The organism is Kitasatospora sp. NBC_00374, assembly GCF_041434935.1.
In the GTDB taxonomy this organism is placed as follows: Bacteria; Actinomycetota; Actinomycetes; order Streptomycetales; family Streptomycetaceae; genus Kitasatospora.
Map to the genome: position 1 here is coordinate 7529177 of NZ_CP107964.1, position 20576 is coordinate 7549752.

2 protein-coding genes are annotated in these 20576 nt (G+C 75.0%); both read left to right on the forward strand.

Translation table 11 applies throughout. The annotated features are described in order from the left end of the window. Nucleotides 1-73 precede the first annotated feature (73 nt). Nucleotides 74-10933 carry a type I polyketide synthase gene (locus OG871_RS33260; RefSeq protein ID WP_371501891.1) on the forward strand — a complete coding sequence of 3620 codons (10860 nt, stop codon included), beginning with the start codon at nt 74-76 and terminating at the stop codon, nt 10931-10933. Nucleotides 10934-10972: 39 nt separating this feature from the next. Beyond that, nucleotides 10973-20557: a type I polyketide synthase gene (locus OG871_RS33265; protein WP_371501892.1), complete on the forward strand. Its 9585-nt coding sequence runs from the start codon at nt 10973-10975 to the stop codon at nt 20555-20557. Nucleotides 20558-20576: the final 19 nt, after the last annotated feature.

Here is a 20576-nt window from a genome sequence, read left to right on the forward strand (position 1 = left end):
GCAGTGGCGGGGAGTTCCGGGCGCACGTTTTCATCGCGAATTCATTGGTGGCCGTGCCCAGGGCCCTCCGGACGTGCTCGGACGTTCCGGAGCGGCCGGCACGGCCCCCACGACCGGGTTCAAGGGTGTGACACAGCACGTGGAGAACGAAGAGAAGCTCCTCGACTACCTCAAGCGGGCGACCGCCGATCTGCGCGAGACGCGCCGACGGCTGCGAGAGCTGGAGGAGCAGGAGCCGGAGCCGATCGCCATCGTCGGCATGGCCTGCCGCTACCCGGGCGGGGTGACCTCGCCCGAGGACCTGTGGCGGCTCGTCGCCGACGGCGCGGACGGCATCTCGGAGTTCCCCGGCGACCGCGGCTGGGACGTCTCCGCCCTCCACGACGAGGACCCCGACAGCCCCGGCACCTCCTACACCCGGGAAGGCGGCTTCCTCCACGACGCCGCCGAGTTCGACCCCGGGTTCTTCGGCATCTCGCCGCGCGAGGCCCTGGCGATGGACCCGCAGCAGCGGCTGCTGCTGGAGACCTCCTGGGAGGCGTTCGAGCGGGCCGGCATCGACCCGGAGACCGTCCGCGGCAGCGCGACCGGCGTGTTCGCCGGGGTGATGTACCACGACTACGCCTCCCGCCTGGTCTCCGTACCAGAGGAGGTGGCGGGCTACCTGGGCAACGGCAACTCCGGCAGCGTCGCCTCCGGCCGCATCGCGTACGTGCTCGGCCTCGAAGGCCCGGCCGTGACCGTCGACACCGCCTGCTCCTCCTCCCTCGTGGCCCTGCACTGGGCCGTACAGGCGCTGCGGGCCGGCGAGTGCACGCTCGCCCTGGCCGGCGGCGTCGCCGTGATGGCCGGCCCCGACGCCTTCATCGACTTCAGCCGTCAGCGCGGCCTGGCCGCCGACGGCCGCTGCAAGTCCTTCGCGGGCGCGGCGGACGGCACCGGCTGGGGCGAGGGCGTCGGCATGCTGCTCGTCGAGCGGCTCTCCGACGCCCTCGCCAACGGCCACCCGGTGCTGGCCGTCGTGCGCGGAACAGCCGTCAACCAGGACGGCGCCAGCAGCGGTCTCACCGCCCCCAACGGCCCGGCGCAGCAGCGCGTCATCCGCCAGGCGCTGAACGCGGCACGGCTGACCGCCCACCAGATCGACGCCGTCGAGGCGCACGGCACCGGCACCCGCCTCGGCGACCCGATCGAGGCACAGGCGCTGCTCGCCACCTATGGCCAGGACCGCCCCGCAGACCGCCCCCTCTGGCTCGGCTCGCTCAAGTCCAACATCGGCCACACCCAGGCGGCGGCCGGGGTCGGCGGCATCATCAAGATGGTCATGGCGATGCGGCACGGCGTCCTGCCGCAGACCCTGCACGTGGACGAGCCCACGCCGCACGTCGACTGGACGGCCGGCGCCGTCGAGCTGCTGACCCGGGCCCGGCCCTGGCCCGAGACCGGGCGCCCCCGCCGGGCCGGTGTGTCCTCGTTCGGCGTCAGCGGCACCAACGCCCACACCATCATCGAACAGGCCCCCGAACCGGCCCGGACATCGCGCGCCGCCCAGCGGCCGGACGGCCTGCCGAGGCCCGTCCCGCTCGTACTCTCCGGCCACGACGACGCAGCCCTGCGCGCCCAGGCCGAGCGCCTGCGGGCGCACCTCGCCGACGCCACCCACCCGGACCTGGACCCGGACCTGGCGGACGTCGCCCTCTCCCTGGCCACCGGCCGTGCCGCGCTCAAGCACCGGGCGGCGCTGGTCGGCGGCGACCGGGCGCAGGTGCTGGCGGGGCTGGAGACGCTGGCGGCCGGCGGGTCGGCGGCGGCGGAGGGTGTCGCGGGGACGGCCGGTCGTACGGCGTTCCTGTTCGCGGGGCAGGGGAGTCAGCGGGCGGGGATGGGGGAGGAGCTGTACGGCTCTTTCCCGGTGTTCGCGGCGGCGTTCGACGCGGTGTGTGCGGAGTTGGATCCGCTGCTGGATCGCCCGTTGCGTGCGGTGGTTGGCGATGCGGAGCTGATCGACGAGACGGGTTACACGCAGCCGGCGCTCTTTGCGCTGGAGGTGGCGCTGTTCCGGTTGGTGGAGTCGTGGGGTGTGCGGCCGGATTTCCTGGCGGGGCACTCGATCGGTGAGCTGGCCGCCGCGCATGTGGCGGGTGTGCTGTCGCTGGCGGACGCCTCGAAGCTGGTGGCGGCGCGTGGGCGTCTGATGCAGGCGTTGCCGCGTGGTGGTGCGATGGTGGCGGTGGAGGCGGCGGAGGGCGAGGTGCTGCCGTTGCTGACCGGGGGTGTCGGCATCGCGGCCGTCAACGGGCCCACGTCGGTGGTGATTTCGGGTGCCGAGGACGCTGTTCTGGCCGTTGCCGGGCGGCTTGAGGCCGAGGGGCGCAGGACGAAGCGGCTGGTGGTGAGCCATGCGTTCCATTCGCCGTTGATGGACGGGATGCTGGACGAGTTCCGTTCGGTGGCTTCGGAGTTGACGTTCGAGGCGCCTCGGATCCCGATCGTCTCCACTCTCACCGGTGCCCTGGTTTCCGACGAGCTGACGGATCCCGAGTACTGGGTGCGGCATGTCCGTGAGGCGGTCCGTTTCGCCGATGCCGTTCAGGTGCTGGAGGGCGAAGGGGTCCGGACGTTCCTGGAGTTGGGGCCGGACGGGACGCTGACCGCGATGGCGCAGCGGTGTCTCGCCGAGGACACCGACGCCGCGCTCACCCCTGCCCTGCGCCGGGACCGCCCCGAAGCCCTGAGCTTCACCACCGCCCTCGCCCGGCTGCACGTGCGCGGTGCCAGGCTCGACTGGCAGGCCGTCTTCGCGGATCTCGACGCCCGCCGCGTCGACCTCCCCACCTACGCCTTCCAGCGTGAGCGGTACTGGCTGGACAGTGGTGCCGACCGGTTGGCAGATGTCGTGGCGGCAGGGCTCGGCCGGATGGCGCATCCGCTGTTCGGTGCTGCCGTGTCAGTGCCCGAGCTGGACGGCCGGCTGTTCATCGGGCGGCTGTCGCTGCGCACGCACCCTTGGCTGGCCGATCATTCCGTGGCGGGCAGTGTGCTGCTGCCCGGCACCGCGTTCGTGGAGCTTGCGGTGGCGGCCGGTGACCGGCTGGGCTGCGGCCTGCTGGAGGAACTGACCGTCGAGGCACCCCTGGTCGTCCCCGCGACGGGGTCCGTCCAGCTGTGCCTGACCGTGGGTGCCCCCGACGAGCTGGGGCGCCGGCCGCTGAGCCTGCACTCCCGGCCGCAGGATGACGATGGTGACGACACCTGGCCCGACCTGCCGTGGGCCCGCCACGCTACGGGCTTCCTGTCGCCCGCGGTCGCTCCCGCCTCCTTCGACCTGGCGCAGTGGCCGCCGCCCGGTGCTGAGCCGATCGCGGTGGACGGCCTGTACGAGGGGCTGGCCGCCGCAGGGTTGGAGTACGGGCCGGTGTTCCGGGGACTGCGCGCCGCGTGGCGCCGGGACGGCGAGATGTTCGCCGAGGTGGCACTGCCGGAGGAGGTACGGGCGGAGGCCGGGCCGTTCGGTCTGCACCCGGCGCTGCTCGATGCCGCACTGCACGCGGTCGGACTCGGTGGGCTGGTCGAGGACAGCGGCCGAGGTCGGCTGCCGTTCGTGTGGTCAGGAGTGGCCCTGCACGCGGCCGGTGCGGGCGAGTTGCGGGTGCGGATCACCGCGGCGGGCGCCGACGCGGTGTCGCTGGCGGTCGCGGACGCCACCGGAGAGCCGGTGGCCGTGATCGGTTCGCTGGTGCTACGTCCCTTCGCGGCCGAGCAGTTGGCCGCCTCGGGCGGCGACGGGTCGCTCCTCCGCCAGGAGTGGGTGCCGGTCGTGCTGCCGGCGGAGGGGCTGACGGGGTCGATCGGTGTGCTGGGCGCGGACGACCTGGGCCTGCCGGACGCGGTGTGCTTCGCCGATCTGGCTGCCGTGTCGGCGGCCGGGTCCGTGCCGGGGACGCTGCTGCTGCCGCTGTCCGCCGGGCACGACGCGGACGCCGCCGGCGCTGCTCACACGGCCGCCCGGGAGGCGCTGGGGCTGGTGCAGGAGTGGCTGGAGCGGGACGCGTTCGCGGACTCGCGTCTTGTGGTGGTGACGCGTGGTGCGAGCACGGCCGAGGACCTGGCCGGTGCCGCGGTCTGGGGTCTGCTGCGTTCGGCGCAGTCGGAGAATCCGGGTCGGATCGTGTTGGTGGATCTGGACGACGATGCGGAGTCGTTGCGGGCGCTGGCGCGGGTGGTGGAGTGCGGTGAGCCGCAGGTGGCGTTGCGTGCCGGTGTGGCGGTCGCGCCGAGGCTGGCGCGGGTGGCCTCGGACGGCGGTGCCGTTCCGGTGCTGGACCCCGAGGGTACGGTGCTGGTCACGGGTGCGACGGGCACGTTGGGGGCGCTGTTCAGCCGTCATCTGGTGACGGAGTACGGCGCTCGTCGTCTGCTGCTGGTCTCGCGTCGTGGTGCGCAGGCCGAGGGCGCGGACGAACTGGCCGCGGAGCTGGTCAGGTTGGGCGCGGAGGTGACGTTCGCCGCGTGCGACGTGGCCGATCGTGTGGCGTTGGCGCGGGTGTTGGAGGGTGTGGAGCTCACCGCGGTGGTGCATACGGCGGGTGTGCTGGACGACGGCGTCGTGGCGTCGCTGACCCCGGAGCGGCTGGAGGCGGTGCTGCGGCCGAAGGTGGACGCGGCGTGGAACCTGCACGAGCTGACCGCCGGCCACGACCTGGCCGCGTTCGTGCTGTTCTCGTCCGCGGCCGGTGTGTTCGGCGCGGCGGGGCAGGCGAACTACGCGGCTGCCAACGCCTTCCTGGACGCTCTCGCCGAGCACCGTCGGGCGGCCGGTCTGCCGGCGACCTCGCTCGCCTGGGGCCTGTGGGCCGAGGACGGCGGCGGGATGGGGGCCGAGCTGGACGAGGCCGACGTGCAGCGGATGGCGCGGGGCGGTGTGCAGGCGCTGACCGCGCCCGAGGGACTCCGGCTGTTCGACCTGGCGATCCCCGCCGCCGACGCGGTGCTGGTGCCGATCCGGCTGGACCTGGCGGGCCTGCGTGCCCGCGCAGCCGGTCAGTCCGAGGTGCCGCATCTGCTGCGTGGTCTGGTACGTCCGTCGACCCGTCGGGCGGCTGCCTCCGGCTCGGCGTCCGGCGCCGGTGGCCCGGCGCTCGTCGGGCGGCTCGCGGCGCTGCCGCCCGCCCAGCAGCACGCTGAACTCCTGGAGGCCGTCCGGGCCGAGGCGGCCACCGTCCTCGGCCACGTCGGTCCGCAGGCGGTCGACCCGACCCGTGCCTTCCGTGAACTCGGCTTCGACTCGCTGAGCGCACTCGAACTCCGCAACCGGCTCAACGCCGTCACGGGTCTGCGCCTGCCCGCGACCCTGGTCTTCGACCACCCGAGCCCGGAGGTCCTGGCCCGGCACCTGCGCACGGAACTCCTCGGCGGTGAGGACGCCGACCGGTCGTCGCGCCCGCTCGCCGACCAGACGGCCACACCGGGTGCGCCGGGCGCCAGGAGCGGAGACGAGGACGACCCGATCGCGATCGTCGCGATGAGCTGCCGTTTCCCGGGCGGGGTCCAGAGCCCCGAGGACCTGTGGCGGCTGGTGTCCGCCGGCCGCGATGCGGTCTCCGGCTTCCCGGCCGACCGCGGCTGGGACCTGGAGAACCTCTACGACCCGGACCCCGACCACCCCGGCACCTCGTACACCCGCGAGGGCGGCTTCCTGCACGACGCCGCGGCGTTCGACCCGGCGTTCTTCGGAATCTCGCCGCGCGAGGCGCTGTCCACCGATCCGCAGCAGCGGCTGCTGCTGGAGACCTCCTGGGAGGCGTTCGAGCGGGCCGGGATCGACCCGGCCACCCTGCGCGGCAGCCGGACCGGCGTCTTCGTCGGCGTGATGTACCACGACTACGCGACCCGTCTGCAGGAGGCCGCGACCGCCGGCGCCGAGGGGTCGATGGGCAGCGGCGGCGTGGGCAGCATCGCGTCGGGCCGGGTGTCGTACACCTTCGGTCTGGAGGGCCCCGCCGTCACGGTCGACACCGCGTGCTCGTCCTCGCTGGTGGCCCTGCACTGGGCGATCCAGGCGCTGCGCAACGGCGAGTGCTCGCTCGCCCTGGCGGGCGGTGTGACCGTCATGGCGACGCCCGCGACCTTCGTCGACTTCAGCCGCCAGCGCGGGCTGGCGGCGGACGGGCGCTGCAAGGCGTTCTCCGAGGACGCGGACGGCACGGGCTGGGGCGAGGGAGTCGGCCTGCTGCTGGTCGAGCGGCTCTCGGACGCGCGGCGCAACGGGCACCCGGTGCTCGCGATCGTGCGCGGCAGCGCCGTCAACCAGGACGGTGCCAGCAACGGGCTCACCGCCCCCAACGGGCCGTCCCAGCAGCGCGTCATCCAGCAGGCGCTGGCCGACGCCCGGCTGTCGGCCGGCGAGGTCGACGCCGTCGAGGCGCACGGCACCGGGACGCGGCTCGGCGACCCGATCGAGGCGCAGGCCCTGCTGGCCACCTACGGCCGCGCCCACTCCGACGAACAGCCGCTCTGGCTCGGCTCGGTGAAGTCCAACCTCGGCCACACCCAGGCAGCCGCCGGCGCGGCGGGCATCATCAAGATGGTCATGGCGATGCGCCGCGGCGTCCTGCCGCAGACCCTGCACGTCGGTGAGCCCTCGACGCACGTCGACTGGTCGGCCGGTGCGGTGGAACTCCTCACCGGGCCACGGCCGTGGCCCGAACACGGTCGCCCACGACGGGCGGGCATCTCGTCCTTCGGCATCAGCGGCACCAACGCCCACACCATCATCGAGCAGGTCCCGGAGAGCGCGGCCGACCCCGTCGTGGACGGGCCCGTCGCCGTGGCGCCCGAGGTCCCGCTGCCGGTGGTGCTGTCGGGCCGGACGGCCGAGGCCCTGCAGGGGCAGGCCGGCCGGTTGGCCGCGTGGCTGGCGGCCGAGGCCGGGGTCGGGCCGGGCGATGCCGCGTTCACGTCGGCGACGGCCCGGGCGTCGTTCGAGCACCGGGCGGCCGTCGTGGCGGACGGCCGGGTGGAGCTGCTGGCGGCGCTGGAGTCACTGGCCGGGGGCGGACCCGCCACCGGTGCCGCCCTGGTGGGCTCGCCGGTGGCCGGGCGAACGGTGTTCCTGTTCGCCGGCCAGGGCAGCCAGCGGGTGGCCATGGGAGCGGAACTCTCCGCGGCCTGCCCGGTGTTCGCGACCGCTTTCGACGCGGTCTGCGACGAACTTGACCGGCACCTGGAGCGTCCGCTGCGCGAGGCGATCGCCGACGACACGCTGATCAACGAGACCGGCTGCGCGCAGCCCGCGCTGTTCGCCGTCGAGGTGGCGCTGTTCCGCCTGCTCGAATCCTGGGGTGTGCGGCCGGACCTCCTGGCCGGCCACTCCATCGGCGAGCTGGCCGCCGCCCACGTGGCAGGTGTGCTGTCCCTGCCGGACGCGGCGAGGCTGGTCGCGGCGCGCGGCCGGTTGATGCAGGCGCTGCCGCGTGGTGGCGCGATGGTCGCGCTGCAGGCCGCCGAGGGCGAGGTGCTGCCACTCCTGGCGGGCCGCAAGGACGAGTTGGGCATCGCCGCCGTCAACGGCCCTGATTCGCTGGTGGTTTCGGGCGACGAACGCTCCGTACTGGAACTCGCCGCCGACTGGGAGGCCCAGGGCCGCAAGGCGAAGCGGCTGGCGGTGAGCCATGCGTTCCACTCGCCACTGATGGACGGGATGCTGGACGAGTTCCGTTCGGTGGCTGCGGAGTTGACGTTCGAGGCGCCGCGGATCCCGATCGTCTCGACCCTGACCGGCGCCCTGGCCTCCGACGAGCTGACCGATCCCGAGTACTGGGTGCGGCACGTCCGGGATGCGGTTCGCTTCGCCGACGCCGTTCGCACGCTGGAGGCCGAAGGCGTCAGGACCTTCGTCGAGCTGGGCCCGGACGGCACGCTGACCGCGATGGCGCAGCAGTGCCTCGTCGAGGACACCGACGCCGCCCTCACCCCGACCCTGCGCCGGGACCGCCCGGAGGCGGCGGCGGTCGCGGCCTGCCTGGGCCGGCTGTACGTGGCAGGGGCGCCGGTGGACTGGACGGCCGTCCACGCCGGACGCGGCGCGCGGGTCGTCGACCTGCCGACCTACGCGTTCCAGCGGGAGCACTACTGGCCCCAGGGCGGCGGTGCACCGGTCGGGGATGTCACCGCGGCCGGCCTGGGTGCGGCCGGCCATCCGCTGCTGGGCGCCGCCGTGCCGCTGGCCGACGGGGACGGTCTCCTGTTCACCGGACGGCTCTCGCTGTCCACCCACCCGTGGCTGACGGACCACGCCGTCGCCGGCAGCGTGCTGCTGCCGGGAACGGCCCTGGTGGAGCTGGCCGTTCGGGCCGGTGAGCAGGTGGGCTGCACCGTGCTGGAGGAGCTGACGCTGGAGGCGCCGCTGATCGTCCCCGAGAAGGGCGCCGTCCAGCTGCAGTTGCGGGTCGGCGCGGTGGACGTCGACGGCCGCAGCGCTGTCGCCCTGCACTCCCGCCCCGCAGCGGCGGCAGAGGAGGCCGGCGGGGCAGCCTGGACGCGGCACGCGGTGGGCCTGCTGGCGGAGGCCGGCGCAGCCGGTGGGGGCGAGTCGCTGGCCGATTGGCCGCCGTCCGCCGCCGAGCCGGTCGCGGTGGACGCGGTGTACGGGGCGTTCGAGGCCGCCGGGTTCGCGTACGGCCCGGTGTTCCGGGGACTGCGGGCCGCGTGGCGGCGGGACGGCGAGGTGTTCGCCGAGGTGGCGCTGCCGGAGGAGGCCCGGGCGGAAGCCGGACTGTTCGGTCTGCATCCGGCGCTGCTGGACGCCGCGTTGCACGCCGTCGGCCTGGGTGGGCTGGTGGCGGACACCGGCCGGGGACGGCTGCCGTTCGCCTGGTCCGGGGTGTCGCTGTACGCCGCGGGGGCCACCGAGCTGCGGGTGCGGATCGCCGCGGTCGGCGCCGACGCCGTCTCGCTCGCCGTGGCCGACGCCACGGGCGCGCCGGTTGCCTCGGTCGAGTCGCTGGTGCTGAGGGAGTTCGCCCCCGAGCACTTGGCGGCGTCCGGCGGCCACGAGTCGCTGTTCCGTCCGGAGTGGGTGCCGGTGGCGCTGCCGTCCTCGGGGCCGACGGGGGTGATCGGCGTGCTGGGCGACGACGACCTCGGGCTTCCGGGGGCGCTCTCCTGCACCGACCTGGCGGACCTCGCCGACGGCGGCGCGGTGCCCGGCATCGTGGTCGCGCCGTTCCTTCCGGCCCCCGCCGCCGATGCGGCCGCCGCCACCCGTGCCGCCGTGCGCCGCGCCCTCGTCCTGGTCCAGCAGTGGCTGGCGCAGGACGCGTTCGCGGACGCGCGTCTCGTCGTGGTGACCCGGGGGGCGAGCACCGGAGCCGACCTGGCGGCCGCCGCCGTGCACGGTCTGCTGCGCTCGGCGCAGTCGGAGAACCCCGGCCGGATCGTCCTGGTCGACCTGGACGACGACCCGGCCTCCCTGCGGGCCCTGCCGGACGCGCTCGGCACCGACGAGCCGCAGCTGGCGCTGCGTGCCGGACGCGCCGCCGCCGCACGTCTGGTGCGCGTCACCGACGCCCCCGCGGCAGCGCAGGCCACGGACTTCGCCGCCGACGGCACCGTGCTGCTGACGGGCGCGACCGGCTCGTTGGGCCGCGCGGTGGCTCGCCACCTGGTGGCGCGGCGCGGCGCCCGGCGCCTGCTGCTGGTCTCGCGTCGGGGTGAAGCCGCCGACGGGGCAGTGGAGTTGGCGGCCGAGCTGACGGCGGCCGGCGCCCGGGTCGGGTTCGCCGCGTGCGACGTGGCCGACCGTGCGGCGCTGGCGCGGGTGCTGGAGGAGGTGCGGCTGACCGCCGTCGTCCATGTGGCGGGCGCGCTGGACGACGGCATCGTGTCCGCACTCACCCCCGAGCGGCTGGACACCGTGCTCCGCCCGAAGGTGGACGCGGCGTGGAACCTGCACGAGCTCACCGCCGGCCACGACCTCACCGCGTTCGTGCTGTTCTCGTCCGCGGCCGGGGTGTTCGGCGCGGCCGGCCAGGCCAACTACGCGGCCGCGAACAGCTTCCTGGACGCCCTCGCGCAGCACCGACAGTCCACCGGGCTGCCCGCGAGCTCGCTCGCCTGGGGCCTGTGGGCCGACGACGGCGGTATGGCGGACACCCTGGACAGCGCGGATGTCGAGCGGATGGCCCGCGGTGGGGTGGCCGCGCTGTCGGTCTCGGAGGGCCTCGCCCTGTTCGACACGGCGGGCGCGCTGCCGCACCACCCGGTCCTGGTACCGGCCAGGCTGGACCTGGCGGGGCTGCGGGCCCGGGCCGCGGAGAGCGGCGAGGTGGCGCCCCTGCTACGGGCGCTGGTCCGGCAGCCGGCCCGGCGGGCCGCGGCGGGAGCGGCGGCCGACCCGGCCGCGGCGCTCCGGCAGCGGCTCGCCGGCCAGTCGCCGGAGGACCAGGAACGGATCCTGCTGGAGACGGTGTGCGGGCAGGTCGCGGCCGTGCTCGGCTACGCCGGTGCTGCGGCCGTCCAGCCGGGGCACGCGTTCCGCGAGCTCGGGTTCGACTCGCTGACCGCCGTCGAACTGCGCAACCGCCTGAACGCGGTGACCGGTCTGCGGCTGCCCGCCACGCTGATCTTCGACCACCCGAGCCCGCTGGAGCTGGTCACCCATCTCCGGACGGCCGTCCCGCAGGAGGAGGCCGGCGGACCGGGCCTGTTCGCCGAACTCGACCGGCTGGCCGAGGCCCTGGCCGCCGCACCGACCGACGAGGAGACCGGCGCGCGGGTCACCCTGCGCCTCCAGGCCCTGCTGACCCAGTGGCGGGACGTCCTCGCCGACCCGGCCGACCGGGCCGCCGCCGCTGCCGACGACCACCGCGACCTGGACACGGCCACCGACGACGAGCTCTTCGACCTGCTCGACGACGAGCTCGAGACTTCCTGACCCAGGCGCCACCCCTTTTGCCGCAAGGAGCGGACGGACATGCTGAACGAGGACAAGCTGCGCGACTACCTCAAGCGCGCCACCGCCGACCTGCGCAACGCCCGACGGCGCCTGCGGGAGGTGGAGGACCGCGACCGGGAGCCGATCGCGATCGTGGGCATGGCCTGCCGCTACCCGGGCGGGGTGGACTCGCCGGAGGACCTCTGGCAGCTGGTCGCCGCCGGACGGGACGCCATCGGCGGATTCCCGTCCGACCGCGGCTGGGACGCCGAGGCGCTGATCGACGACGACCCCGACGCCCACGGCACCAGCTACGTCAACCAGGGCGGATTCCTCTACAACGCAAGCGAGTTCGACCCGGCGTTCTTCGGGATCTCGCCGCGCGAGGCGCTGGCGATGGACCCGCAGCAGCGGCTGCTGCTGGAGACCTCCTGGGAGGCGTTCGAGCGGGCCGGCATCGATCCGCGCACGCTCAAGGGCAGCCGGACCGGCATCTTCGCCGGGCTGATGTACCACGAGTACGCCAGCCGGCTCGGCGCGGTGCCGGAAGGCGTCGAGGGACACCTGGGCACCGGGAGTTTCGGCAGCGTCGCATCCGGCCGGGTCTCCTACACCTTCGGTCTGGAAGGCCCCGCCGTCACGGTCGACACCGCCTGCTCCTCCTCCCTGGTCGCCCTCCACCTGGCCGTCCAGGCGCTGCGGACCGGCGAGTGCTCACTCGCCCTGGCCGGTGGCGTCACGGTGATGTCCACGCCCGGCACCTTCGTGGAGTTCAGCCGCCAGCGCGGTCTGGCCACCGACGGCCGCTGCAAGGCGTTCTCGGACGACGCGGACGGCACCGGCTGGGGCGAGGGCGTCGGCATCCTGCTGGTCGAGCGGTTGTCGGACGCGCGGCGCAACGGGCACCCGGTGCTGGCGGTGGTGCGGGGTTCGGCGATCAACCAGGACGGCGCCTCGAACGGGCTGACGGCGCCCAACGGCCCCTCCCAGCAGCGGGTGATCCGCCAGGCCCTGGCCAATGCCGGCCTCACACCCGACCTGGTCGACGCGGTGGAGGCGCACGGGACCGGCACCACGCTCGGCGACCCGATCGAGGCCCAGGCCCTGCTCAACACCTACGGCCAGGACCGCCCCGCAGTCCGCCCGCTCTGGCTCGGCTCGCTCAAGTCCAACATCGGCCACACCCAGGCGGCGGCCGGGGTCGGCGGCATCATCAAGATGGTCATGGCGATCCGCCACGGCGTCCTTCCGCAGACCCTGCACGTCAACGAGCCTTCGTCCCATGTGGACTGGTCGGCGGGTGCGGTGGAGTTGCTGACGGGGGCGCGGGAGTGGCCGGAGACGGGGGAGCCGCGTCGGGCGGGTGTGTCGTCGTTCGGGTTCAGTGGGACGAACGCGCATGTGATCATCGAGCAGGCGCCGGTCGAGGAGTCCGTGGCGGAGCCGGTTGAGGCTGCGGTGCCGGTGGTCGGGGTGTCGGTGGTGCCGTGGTTGGTGTCGGCGCGGGGCGAGGAGGCGTTGCGCGGGCAGGCCGTGCGGTTGCGGGCGTTCGCGGCGCGCGGGCCGGAGGCGCGTGGCGCCGGGCTGGCGCTGGCGGCCGGGCGGGCCGCGCTGGAGCACCGGGCCGTCGTGCTCGGCGCCGACATCACCGAACTCGGCTCCGGACTGGCGGCCCTGACCGAAGGCGATGCGACGGCCGCCGTGGTGCAGGGCGTCACGGGTACTCCCGGCAAGGTGGCGTTCGTCTTTCCGGGTCAGGGTTCGCAGTGGGCGGCGATGGCGGTGGAGCTGTTGGAGTCGTCGCCGGTGTTCGCTGCTCGGATGGCGGAGTGCGGTGCGGCGTTGGCGCCGTTCGCGGACGGCTGGTCGCTGCTGGACGTGGTCCGTGGTGATGGTGGTGACGGCTGGATGGACCGGGTCGATGTGGTGCAGCCGGTGCTGTGGGCGGTGATGGTGTCCCTGGCGGAGGTGTGGCGGGCGGCCGGTGTCGAGCCGGGCGCGGTGGTCGGTCACTCGCAGGGCGAGATCGCGGCTGCGGTGGTGGCGGGCGCGCTCTCCGTCGAGGACGGCGCTCGCGTGGTGGCACTGCGCAGCCGCGCCATCGCCGGTGGGCTGGCCGGGCAGGGCGGCATGGTGTCGGTCGCGTTGCCGGTGGAGGGGGTGCGTGAGCGTCTCTCCCTCTGGGGTGAGGAGCGGATCTCGGTGGCGGCCGTGAACGGCCCGTCGTCGGTGGTCGTGTCCGGTGAACCGGAAGCGCTGGACGAGCTGTTGGCGTCCTGTGAGGCGGACGGTGTCCGTGCCCGCCGCATTCCGGTGGACTACGCCTCGCACTCCGCGCAGGTGGAGTCGATCCGTACCGAGCTGCTCGAACTGCTCGCTGACGTACGCCCGCGGGCGGGCTCGGTGCCCGTCCTCTCGACGGTCACCGGTGAACTCACCGACGGCTCGGGCATGGATGCCGAGTACTGGTACACCAATCTCCGCACGACCGTCCGTTTCGCCGAGGCGGTGGACACCCTCCTCGCGGACGGCTTCGGCACGTTCGTGGAGGTCAGTGCCCATCCGGTGCTGGCGATGGCGGTGCAGGACGCCGCCGAGGCGGCCGGGTACGACGCGGTGACCGTCGGCACGCTGCGCCGGGACGAGGGCGGGCCCCGCCGGGTGCTCGCCTCGTTCGCGGAGGCGTGGGTGCGCGGGGTGGCCGTCGACTGGCGGGCCGGCGTCTTCGCCGACGCCGACAGCGTCGCGCCCCTCGACCTGCCCACCTACGCCTTCCAGCGTGCGCACTACTGGCTGGACGCGCCCAGAACGACCGCCGACGACGAGCACCGCGCCGAACTCGACCCCGTGGAGGCCGAGTTCTGGGCCGCCGTGGAACGCGAGGACCTGGACGTGCTGGCCGACTCGCTGGACCTGGGCGCCGACGCCCCGCTGAGCGCCGTCCTGCCCGCCCTGTCGTCCTGGCGGCGGCAGCGCCGCGAGCAGTCCACGGTCGACGGCTGGCGCTACCGGATCGTCTGGCGGCCCCTCACCGACCTGCCCGCGCCCGTGCTCTCCGGACACTGGGTGCTGATCGCGGCCGACGACGACAGGGATCGGGCGGACGGCCTCGCCGAGGCGCTCGGGCAGCGCGGCGCCGACGTCACCGTGCTCACCGTCGGCGAGGGCGACCTCGACCGGACGGCCCTGGCCGCCCGGCTGATCACGGAACTCCCCGAGGGCACGAAACCCGCCGGTCTGCTCTCCCTGCTGGGCGGCGCCGAGCAGCGCTGCGCCGCGCACCCGTCCGTGCCGTTCGGCCTGGCGGGTTCCCTGGTGCTGATCCAGGCGCTCGCCGACGCCGGGATCGAGGCGCCGCTGTGGACCGCCACCCGCGGCGCCGTCGCCGTCGACGGCACCGAGCGGCTGACCGGCCCGGCCCAGTCGCTGGTGTGGGGCCTCGGGCGGGTCGCCGCGCTGGAGGACTCCGCCCGCTGGGGTGGTCTGGTCGACCTGCCCGAGCAGCTGGACGAGCGCGCCGTGGACCGCCTCACGGGCGTCCTGGCCGGTACCGGGGGTGAGGACCAGGTCGCGGTCCGGGCCTCGGGTGTGCTGGTGCGCCGCCTGGTGCACGCGCCGGCCGCTCCGGTGTCGGGGGAGGGCTGGCGGCCGTCCGGCACGGTGCTGGTGACCGGTGGCACGGGTGCGCTCGGTGCGCACGTGGCCCGCTGGCTGGCCCGCAACGGTGCCGAGCACCTGCTGCTGACCAGCCGCCGCGGCCCCGACGCCGACGGCGCGGCCGAGCTCGCGGCCGAACTCACCGCCCTCGGGGCCCGCCCCACCATCGTGTCCTGCGACGTGGCCGACCGGGCCGCCCTCGCCGACCTGCTCGCCACGATCCCCGCCGAGCACCCGCTCACCGCCGTGATGCACACCGCGGCCGTCCTGGACGACGCGGTGATCCTGGCCCTCACCGCCGACCAGCTGGAGCGGGTGCTGCGGGTCAAGGTCGACTCCGCCCTCCACCTGCACGAGCTCACCCGGGACCTGGACCTCTCCGCCTTCGTCCTGTTCTCCTCCTTCGCCGCCACCTTCGGCGCCCCCGGCCAGGGCAACTACGCCCCCGGGAACGCCTTCCTGGACGCCCTGGCCACTCAGCGCCGCGCCGACGGCCTGCCCGCCACCTCGGTCGCCTGGGGCCCCTGGGGCGAGGGCGGAATGGCGGAGGGCGGGGTCGGCGACCGCATGCGCCGCCACGGCATCCTGGAGATGGACCCGCACCTGGCCGTCACCGCCCTCCAGCACGCGCTGGACCAGGGTGACCCGGTGCTGACCGTCACCGACGTCGACTGGCAGCGCTTCGCCCTGGCCTTCACCTCCGGCCGGGCCCGTCCACTGCTCGACGAGGTGCCCGAGGCCGCCCGGGTGCTGGCCGGGGCCCGCGCCGCCGGTGCGGAGCAGCCGTCCGGCGGCGGGGGCCTCGCCGCCCGGCTCGCGGGCGTGGCCCCGGGCGAGCGCGACCGCATCCTGCTCGACCTGGTCACCTCGCACGTCGCCGCCGCGCTCGGCTTCGCCGGGCCGGAGGCCGTCGACACCGGCCGGGCCTTCAAGGAACTCGGCTTCGACTCGCTGACCGCCGTGGAGCTGCGCAACCGGCTCGGTGCCGCCGCCGGGGTCAAGCTGCCGGCCACCCTCATCTACGACCACCCCAACACCCTCGCACTGGTCCGCCACCTCGGCGCGGAGCTGTCCGGTACGGGAGTCCTCGCCGCCGCCCCGGCCGTGGCGAGCGGCGCGGCCCACGACGAGCCGATCGCCATCGTCGGCATGAGCTGCCGCTTCCCCGGCGGCGTGGACTCGCCGGAGGACCTGTGGCAGCTGCTGATGTCCGGCGGTGACGCCCTGTCGGAGTTCCCCACCGACCGCGGCTGGGACCTGGACACCGGCCTCGGCGCCGACCCCGGCACGCAGAGCACCTCCTACATCCGCGAGGGCGGCTTCCTGCACGGCGCGAGCCGTTTCGACGCGGCCTTCTTCGGGATCTCGCCGCGCGAGGCGCTCGCCATGGACCCGCAGCAGCGGCTGCTGCTGGAGACCTCCTGGGAGGCGTTCGAGCGGGCCGGCATCGACCCGCACGCCCTGCCCGGCAGCCGGACGGGCGTCTTCGCCGGCACCAACGGCGGGGACTACCTCGGCCTGCTCGCCGGAGCCGCCCACTCGGCGGAGGGCCATGTCGCCACCGGCACCGCCGCCAGCGTGGTGTCCGGTCGGGTCTCCTACCTGTTCGGCCTCGAAGGCCCGGCGATGACCGTCGACACCGCCTGCTCGGCCTCCCTGGTCGCCCTCCACCTGGCCGTCCAGTCACTGCGGGGCGGTGAGTGCGAACTGGCCCTGGCCGGCGGTGTGACGGTGATGTCCACGCCCGGCACCTTCGTGGAGTTCAGCCGCCAGCAGGGCCTGGCCTCGGACGGCCGCTGCAAGCCCTTCTCAGCTGCGGCCGACGGCTTCACCCCCTCCGAGGGCGTCGGGATGCTGCTGGTCGAGCGGTTGTCGGACGCGCGGCGCAACGGGCACCCGGTGCTGGCGGTGGTGCGGGGTTCGGCGATCAACCAGGACGGTGCCTCGAACGGGCTGACGGCGCCCAACGGCCCCTCCCAGCAGCGGGTGATCCGCCAGGCCCTGGCCAATGCAGGCCTCACTCCCGACCTGGTCGACGCGGTGGAGGCGCACGGGACCGGCACCAGGCTCGGCGATCCGATCGAGGCGCAGGCCCTGATCGCCACCTACGGGCAGGGCCGTCCGGCGGACCGTCCGCTCCTGCTCGGATCGGTGAAGTCCAACCTGGGCCACGCCCAGGCGGCGGCCGGCCTCGCCGGTGTGATCAAGATGGTCGAGGCACTGCGCCACGGCGTCCTGCCGGCGAGCATCCACCTGGACGAGCCTTCGTCCCATGTGGACTGGTCGGCGGGTGCGGTGGAGTTGCTGACGGGGGCGCGGGAGTGGCCGGAGACGGGGGAGCCGCGTCGGGCGGGTGTGTCGTCGTTCGGGTTCAGCGGGACGAACGCGCATGTGATCATCGAGCAGGCGCCGGTCGAGGAGTCCGTGGCGGAGCCGGTCGAGGCTGCGGTGCCGGTGGTCGGGGTGTCGGTGGTGCCGTGGTTGGTGTCGGCGCGGGGCGAGGAGGCGTTGCGCGGGCAGGCCGTGCGGTTGCGGGCGTTCGCGGCGCGCGGGCCGGAGGCGCGTGGCGCCGGGCTGGCGCTGGCGGCCGGGCGGGCCGCGCTGGAGCACCGGGCCGTCGTACTCGGCGCCGACATCACCGAACTCGGCTCCGAGCTGGCCGAGTTGGCCGCCGATGGGCCGAGTGCGAGGGTGGTCCGGGGCGTCGCCGGCTCGGCGGGGAAGGTGGCGTTCGTCTTTCCGGGTCAGGGTTCGCAGTGGGCGGCGATGGCGGTGGAGCTGTTGGAGTCGTCGCCGGTGTTCGCTGCTCGGATGGCTGAGTGTGGGGCGGCGTTGGCGCCGTTCGCGGACGGGTGGTCGCTGCTGGACGTGGTCCGTGGTGATGGTGGTGACGCCTGGATGGACCGGGTCGACGTGGTGCAGCCGGTGCTGTGGGCGGTGATGGTGTCGCTGGCGGAGGTGTGGCGGGCGGCCGGTGTCGAGCCGGGCGCGGTGGTCGGTCACTCGCAGGGCGAGATCGCGGCTGCGGTGGTGGCGGGCGCGCTCTCCGTCGAGGACGGCGCTCGCGTGGTGGCACTGCGCAGCCGCGCCATCGCCGGTGGGCTGGCCGGGCAGGGCGGCATGGTGTCGGTCGCGTTGCCGGTGGAGGGGGTGCGTGAGCGTCTCTCGGTCTGGGGTGAGGAGCGGATCTCGGTGGCGGCCGTGAACGGCCCGTCGTCGGTGGTCGTCTCCGGTGAACCTGCCGCGCTGGAGGAGCTGTTGGCGTCCTGTGAGGCGGACGGTGTCCGTGCCCGCCGTATTCCGGTGGACTACGCCTCGCACTCCGCGCAGGTGGAGTCGATCCGTACCGAGCTGCTCGAACTGCTCGCTGACGTACGCCCGCGGGCGGGCTCGGTGCCCGTGTTCTCGACGGTCACCGGTGAACTCACCGACGGCTCCGGCATGGACGCCGAGTACTGGTACACCAACCTCCGCACCACCGTCCGCCTGCAGGACGCCGCCGAGAGGCTGCTCGCGGACGGCTTCGGCACCTTCGTCGAGGTCAGCCCGCACCCGGTGCTGGTGATGGCCCTTCAGGAGAGCATCGAGGCGGCCGACCGGGAGGCCGTGGCCTTCGGCACGCTGCGCCGCGACGAGGGCGGGCCCCGCCGGATGCTGGCCTCGTTCGCGCAGGCGTGGGTGCGCGGGGTGGCCGTCGACTGGCGGGCCGCCGCCTTCGCCGGCGCCGACAGCGTCGCGCCCATCGACCTGCCCACCTACGCCTTCCAGCACCGCCGCTTCTGGCCCGAGCCCGCCCGTCCCGAGGCCGGGGGGTCCGGCGGCGACCCGGTGGACACCGCGTTCTGGGAGGTCGTCGAACGCGAGGACCTGGACGCGCTGGCCGGCTCCCTGGACCTGGGCGCCGACGCCCCGCTGAGCGCCGTCCTGCCCGCCCTGTCGTCCTGGCGACGGCAGCACCGCGAGCAGGCGACCGTCGACGGCTGGCGCTACCGCGTCCTCTGGCGGCCCCTCACCGACCTGCCCGCACCGCTGCTCCCGGGCACCTGGGCCCTGGTCGCGGCCGAGCACGACGAGGCCCGCGCGGCCGAGCTCGCCGGGGCACTCGACCGCCGCGGCGCGCATACCCGCATCCTCCTCGTCCGCGCGGCGGACCTCGACCGGGACGCACTGGCCGAGCGGCTGCGCAAGGAACTCGGCGACGTGGCCGGACTGACCGGTCTGCTCGCCCTGCCGGCCGCGGATGCGGCGCCGCACGCCGACCATCAGGGCGTGCCGCTCGGCCTGGCCGGCACGGCCGCCCTGGTGCAGGCCCTCGGCGACGCCGGGATCGACGCGCCGCTGTGGTGCGCCACCCGCGGCGCCGTCGCGGTCGGCCGCGCCGAGCGCGTGTCCGATCCCGCCCAGGCGCTGGTCTGGGGCTTCGGCCGGGTCGCCGCGCTGGAGCACCCGCAGCGCTGGGGTGGTCTGGTCGACCTGCCGGAGAAGCCGGACGAGCGGGCCTTCGACGGTCTCGCCGCCGTCCTGGCCGGTACCGGGGGTGAGGACCAGGTCGCGGTCCGGGCCTCGGGTGTGCTGGTGCGCCGTCTGGTGCACGCGCCGGCCGCTCCGGTGTCGGGGGAGGGCTGGCGGCCGTCCGGCACGGTGCTGGTGACCGGTGGCACGGGTGCGCTCGGTGCGCACGTGGCCCGCTGGCTGGCCCGCAACGGTGCCGAGCACCTGCTGCTGACCAGCCGCCGCGGCCCCGACGCCGACGGCGCGGCCGAGCTCGCGGCCGAACTCACCGCCCTCGGGGCCCGCCCCACCATCGTGTCCTGCGACGTGGCCGACCGGGCCGCCCTCGCCGACCTGCTCGCCACGATCCCCGCCGAGCACCCGCTCACCGCCGTGATGCACACCGCCGGGGTACTGGACGACGGCGTCCTGGACGCGCTGACGCCCGAGCGGTTCGCCCGGGTGCTGCGCCCGAAGGTCGACGCGGTGCTCGCCCTGGACGAGCTGACCCGGAGCCTGGACCTCTCCGCGTTCGTCCTGTTCTCCGGCATCGCCGGCACCCTGGGCGACGCCGGGCAGGCCAACTACGCCGCCGCCAACGCCTATCTGGACGCGTTCGCCGAGCACCGGCGCGCCCAGGGCCGGCCCGCCACCTCGGTGGCCTGGGGCCGCTGGGGGGAGACCGGCATGGCCGCGAACGGCGTGATCGGCGACCGGCTCGACCATGCCGGACTGCCCGCGATGCCCCCCGAGTCGGCGATCACCGCCCTCCAGCAGGCGCTGGACCTGGACGAGACGACGGTGACCGTCGCCGCCGTCGACTGGGAGCGGTTCGCCCCCGGATTCACCTCCGTCCGGGCCTCCACCCTGCTCGACGAACTGCCGGGCGCCCGCCGCCCCGCCGCCGGATCCCCGGCCGGCCCGGCGGACACCCCCGCCTCCGACGCCGCCGAGCTGCGGCGGCGCCTGGCCGGCATGGCGGAGCTGGAGCGCGCGCAGACCGTCCTCGACCTGGTCCGGGCCCATGCGGCCGCGGCGCTCGGGCACGCCTCCGTGGACGAGGTCGGGGCGGGCCGGGCCTTCAAGGAACTCGGCCTGGACTCGCTGACCGCGCTGGAACTGCGCAACCGGCTCGGCGCAGCCACCGGCCTGCGGCTGCCCGCCACGCTGGTGTTCGACTTCCCGACGCCGGCCGCGCTCGCCGAGCGGCTGCGGACCGAGCTGGTCCCGGCCGGCGCCGCGGGCGGCGGGGGAGGCACGCTCGGCGACCTCGACCGGCTGGAGGCCGCACTCGCCACGGTCGCCGACGACGAGGACACCCGGGCGGACGTCGCCGCCCGCCTCCAGGCCCTGCTGACCCGCTGGAGCGCCGCGCCGCGCGAACGGGAGGCCGACCTCCAGGTCGCCGAGCAGCTCCAGGCGGCCTCCGCCGACGAGCTGTTCGCCTTCATCGACCAGGAGCTGGGCATGGCCTGACCGCACCACCGCCCGGCGG

Bases quoted from the DNA above. Each gene is read 5' to 3' on its own strand.
- OG871_RS33265 (WP_371501892.1), top strand. From the start codon at position 10,973: ATGCTGAACGAGGACAAGCTGCGCGACTACCTCAAGCGCGCCACCGCC.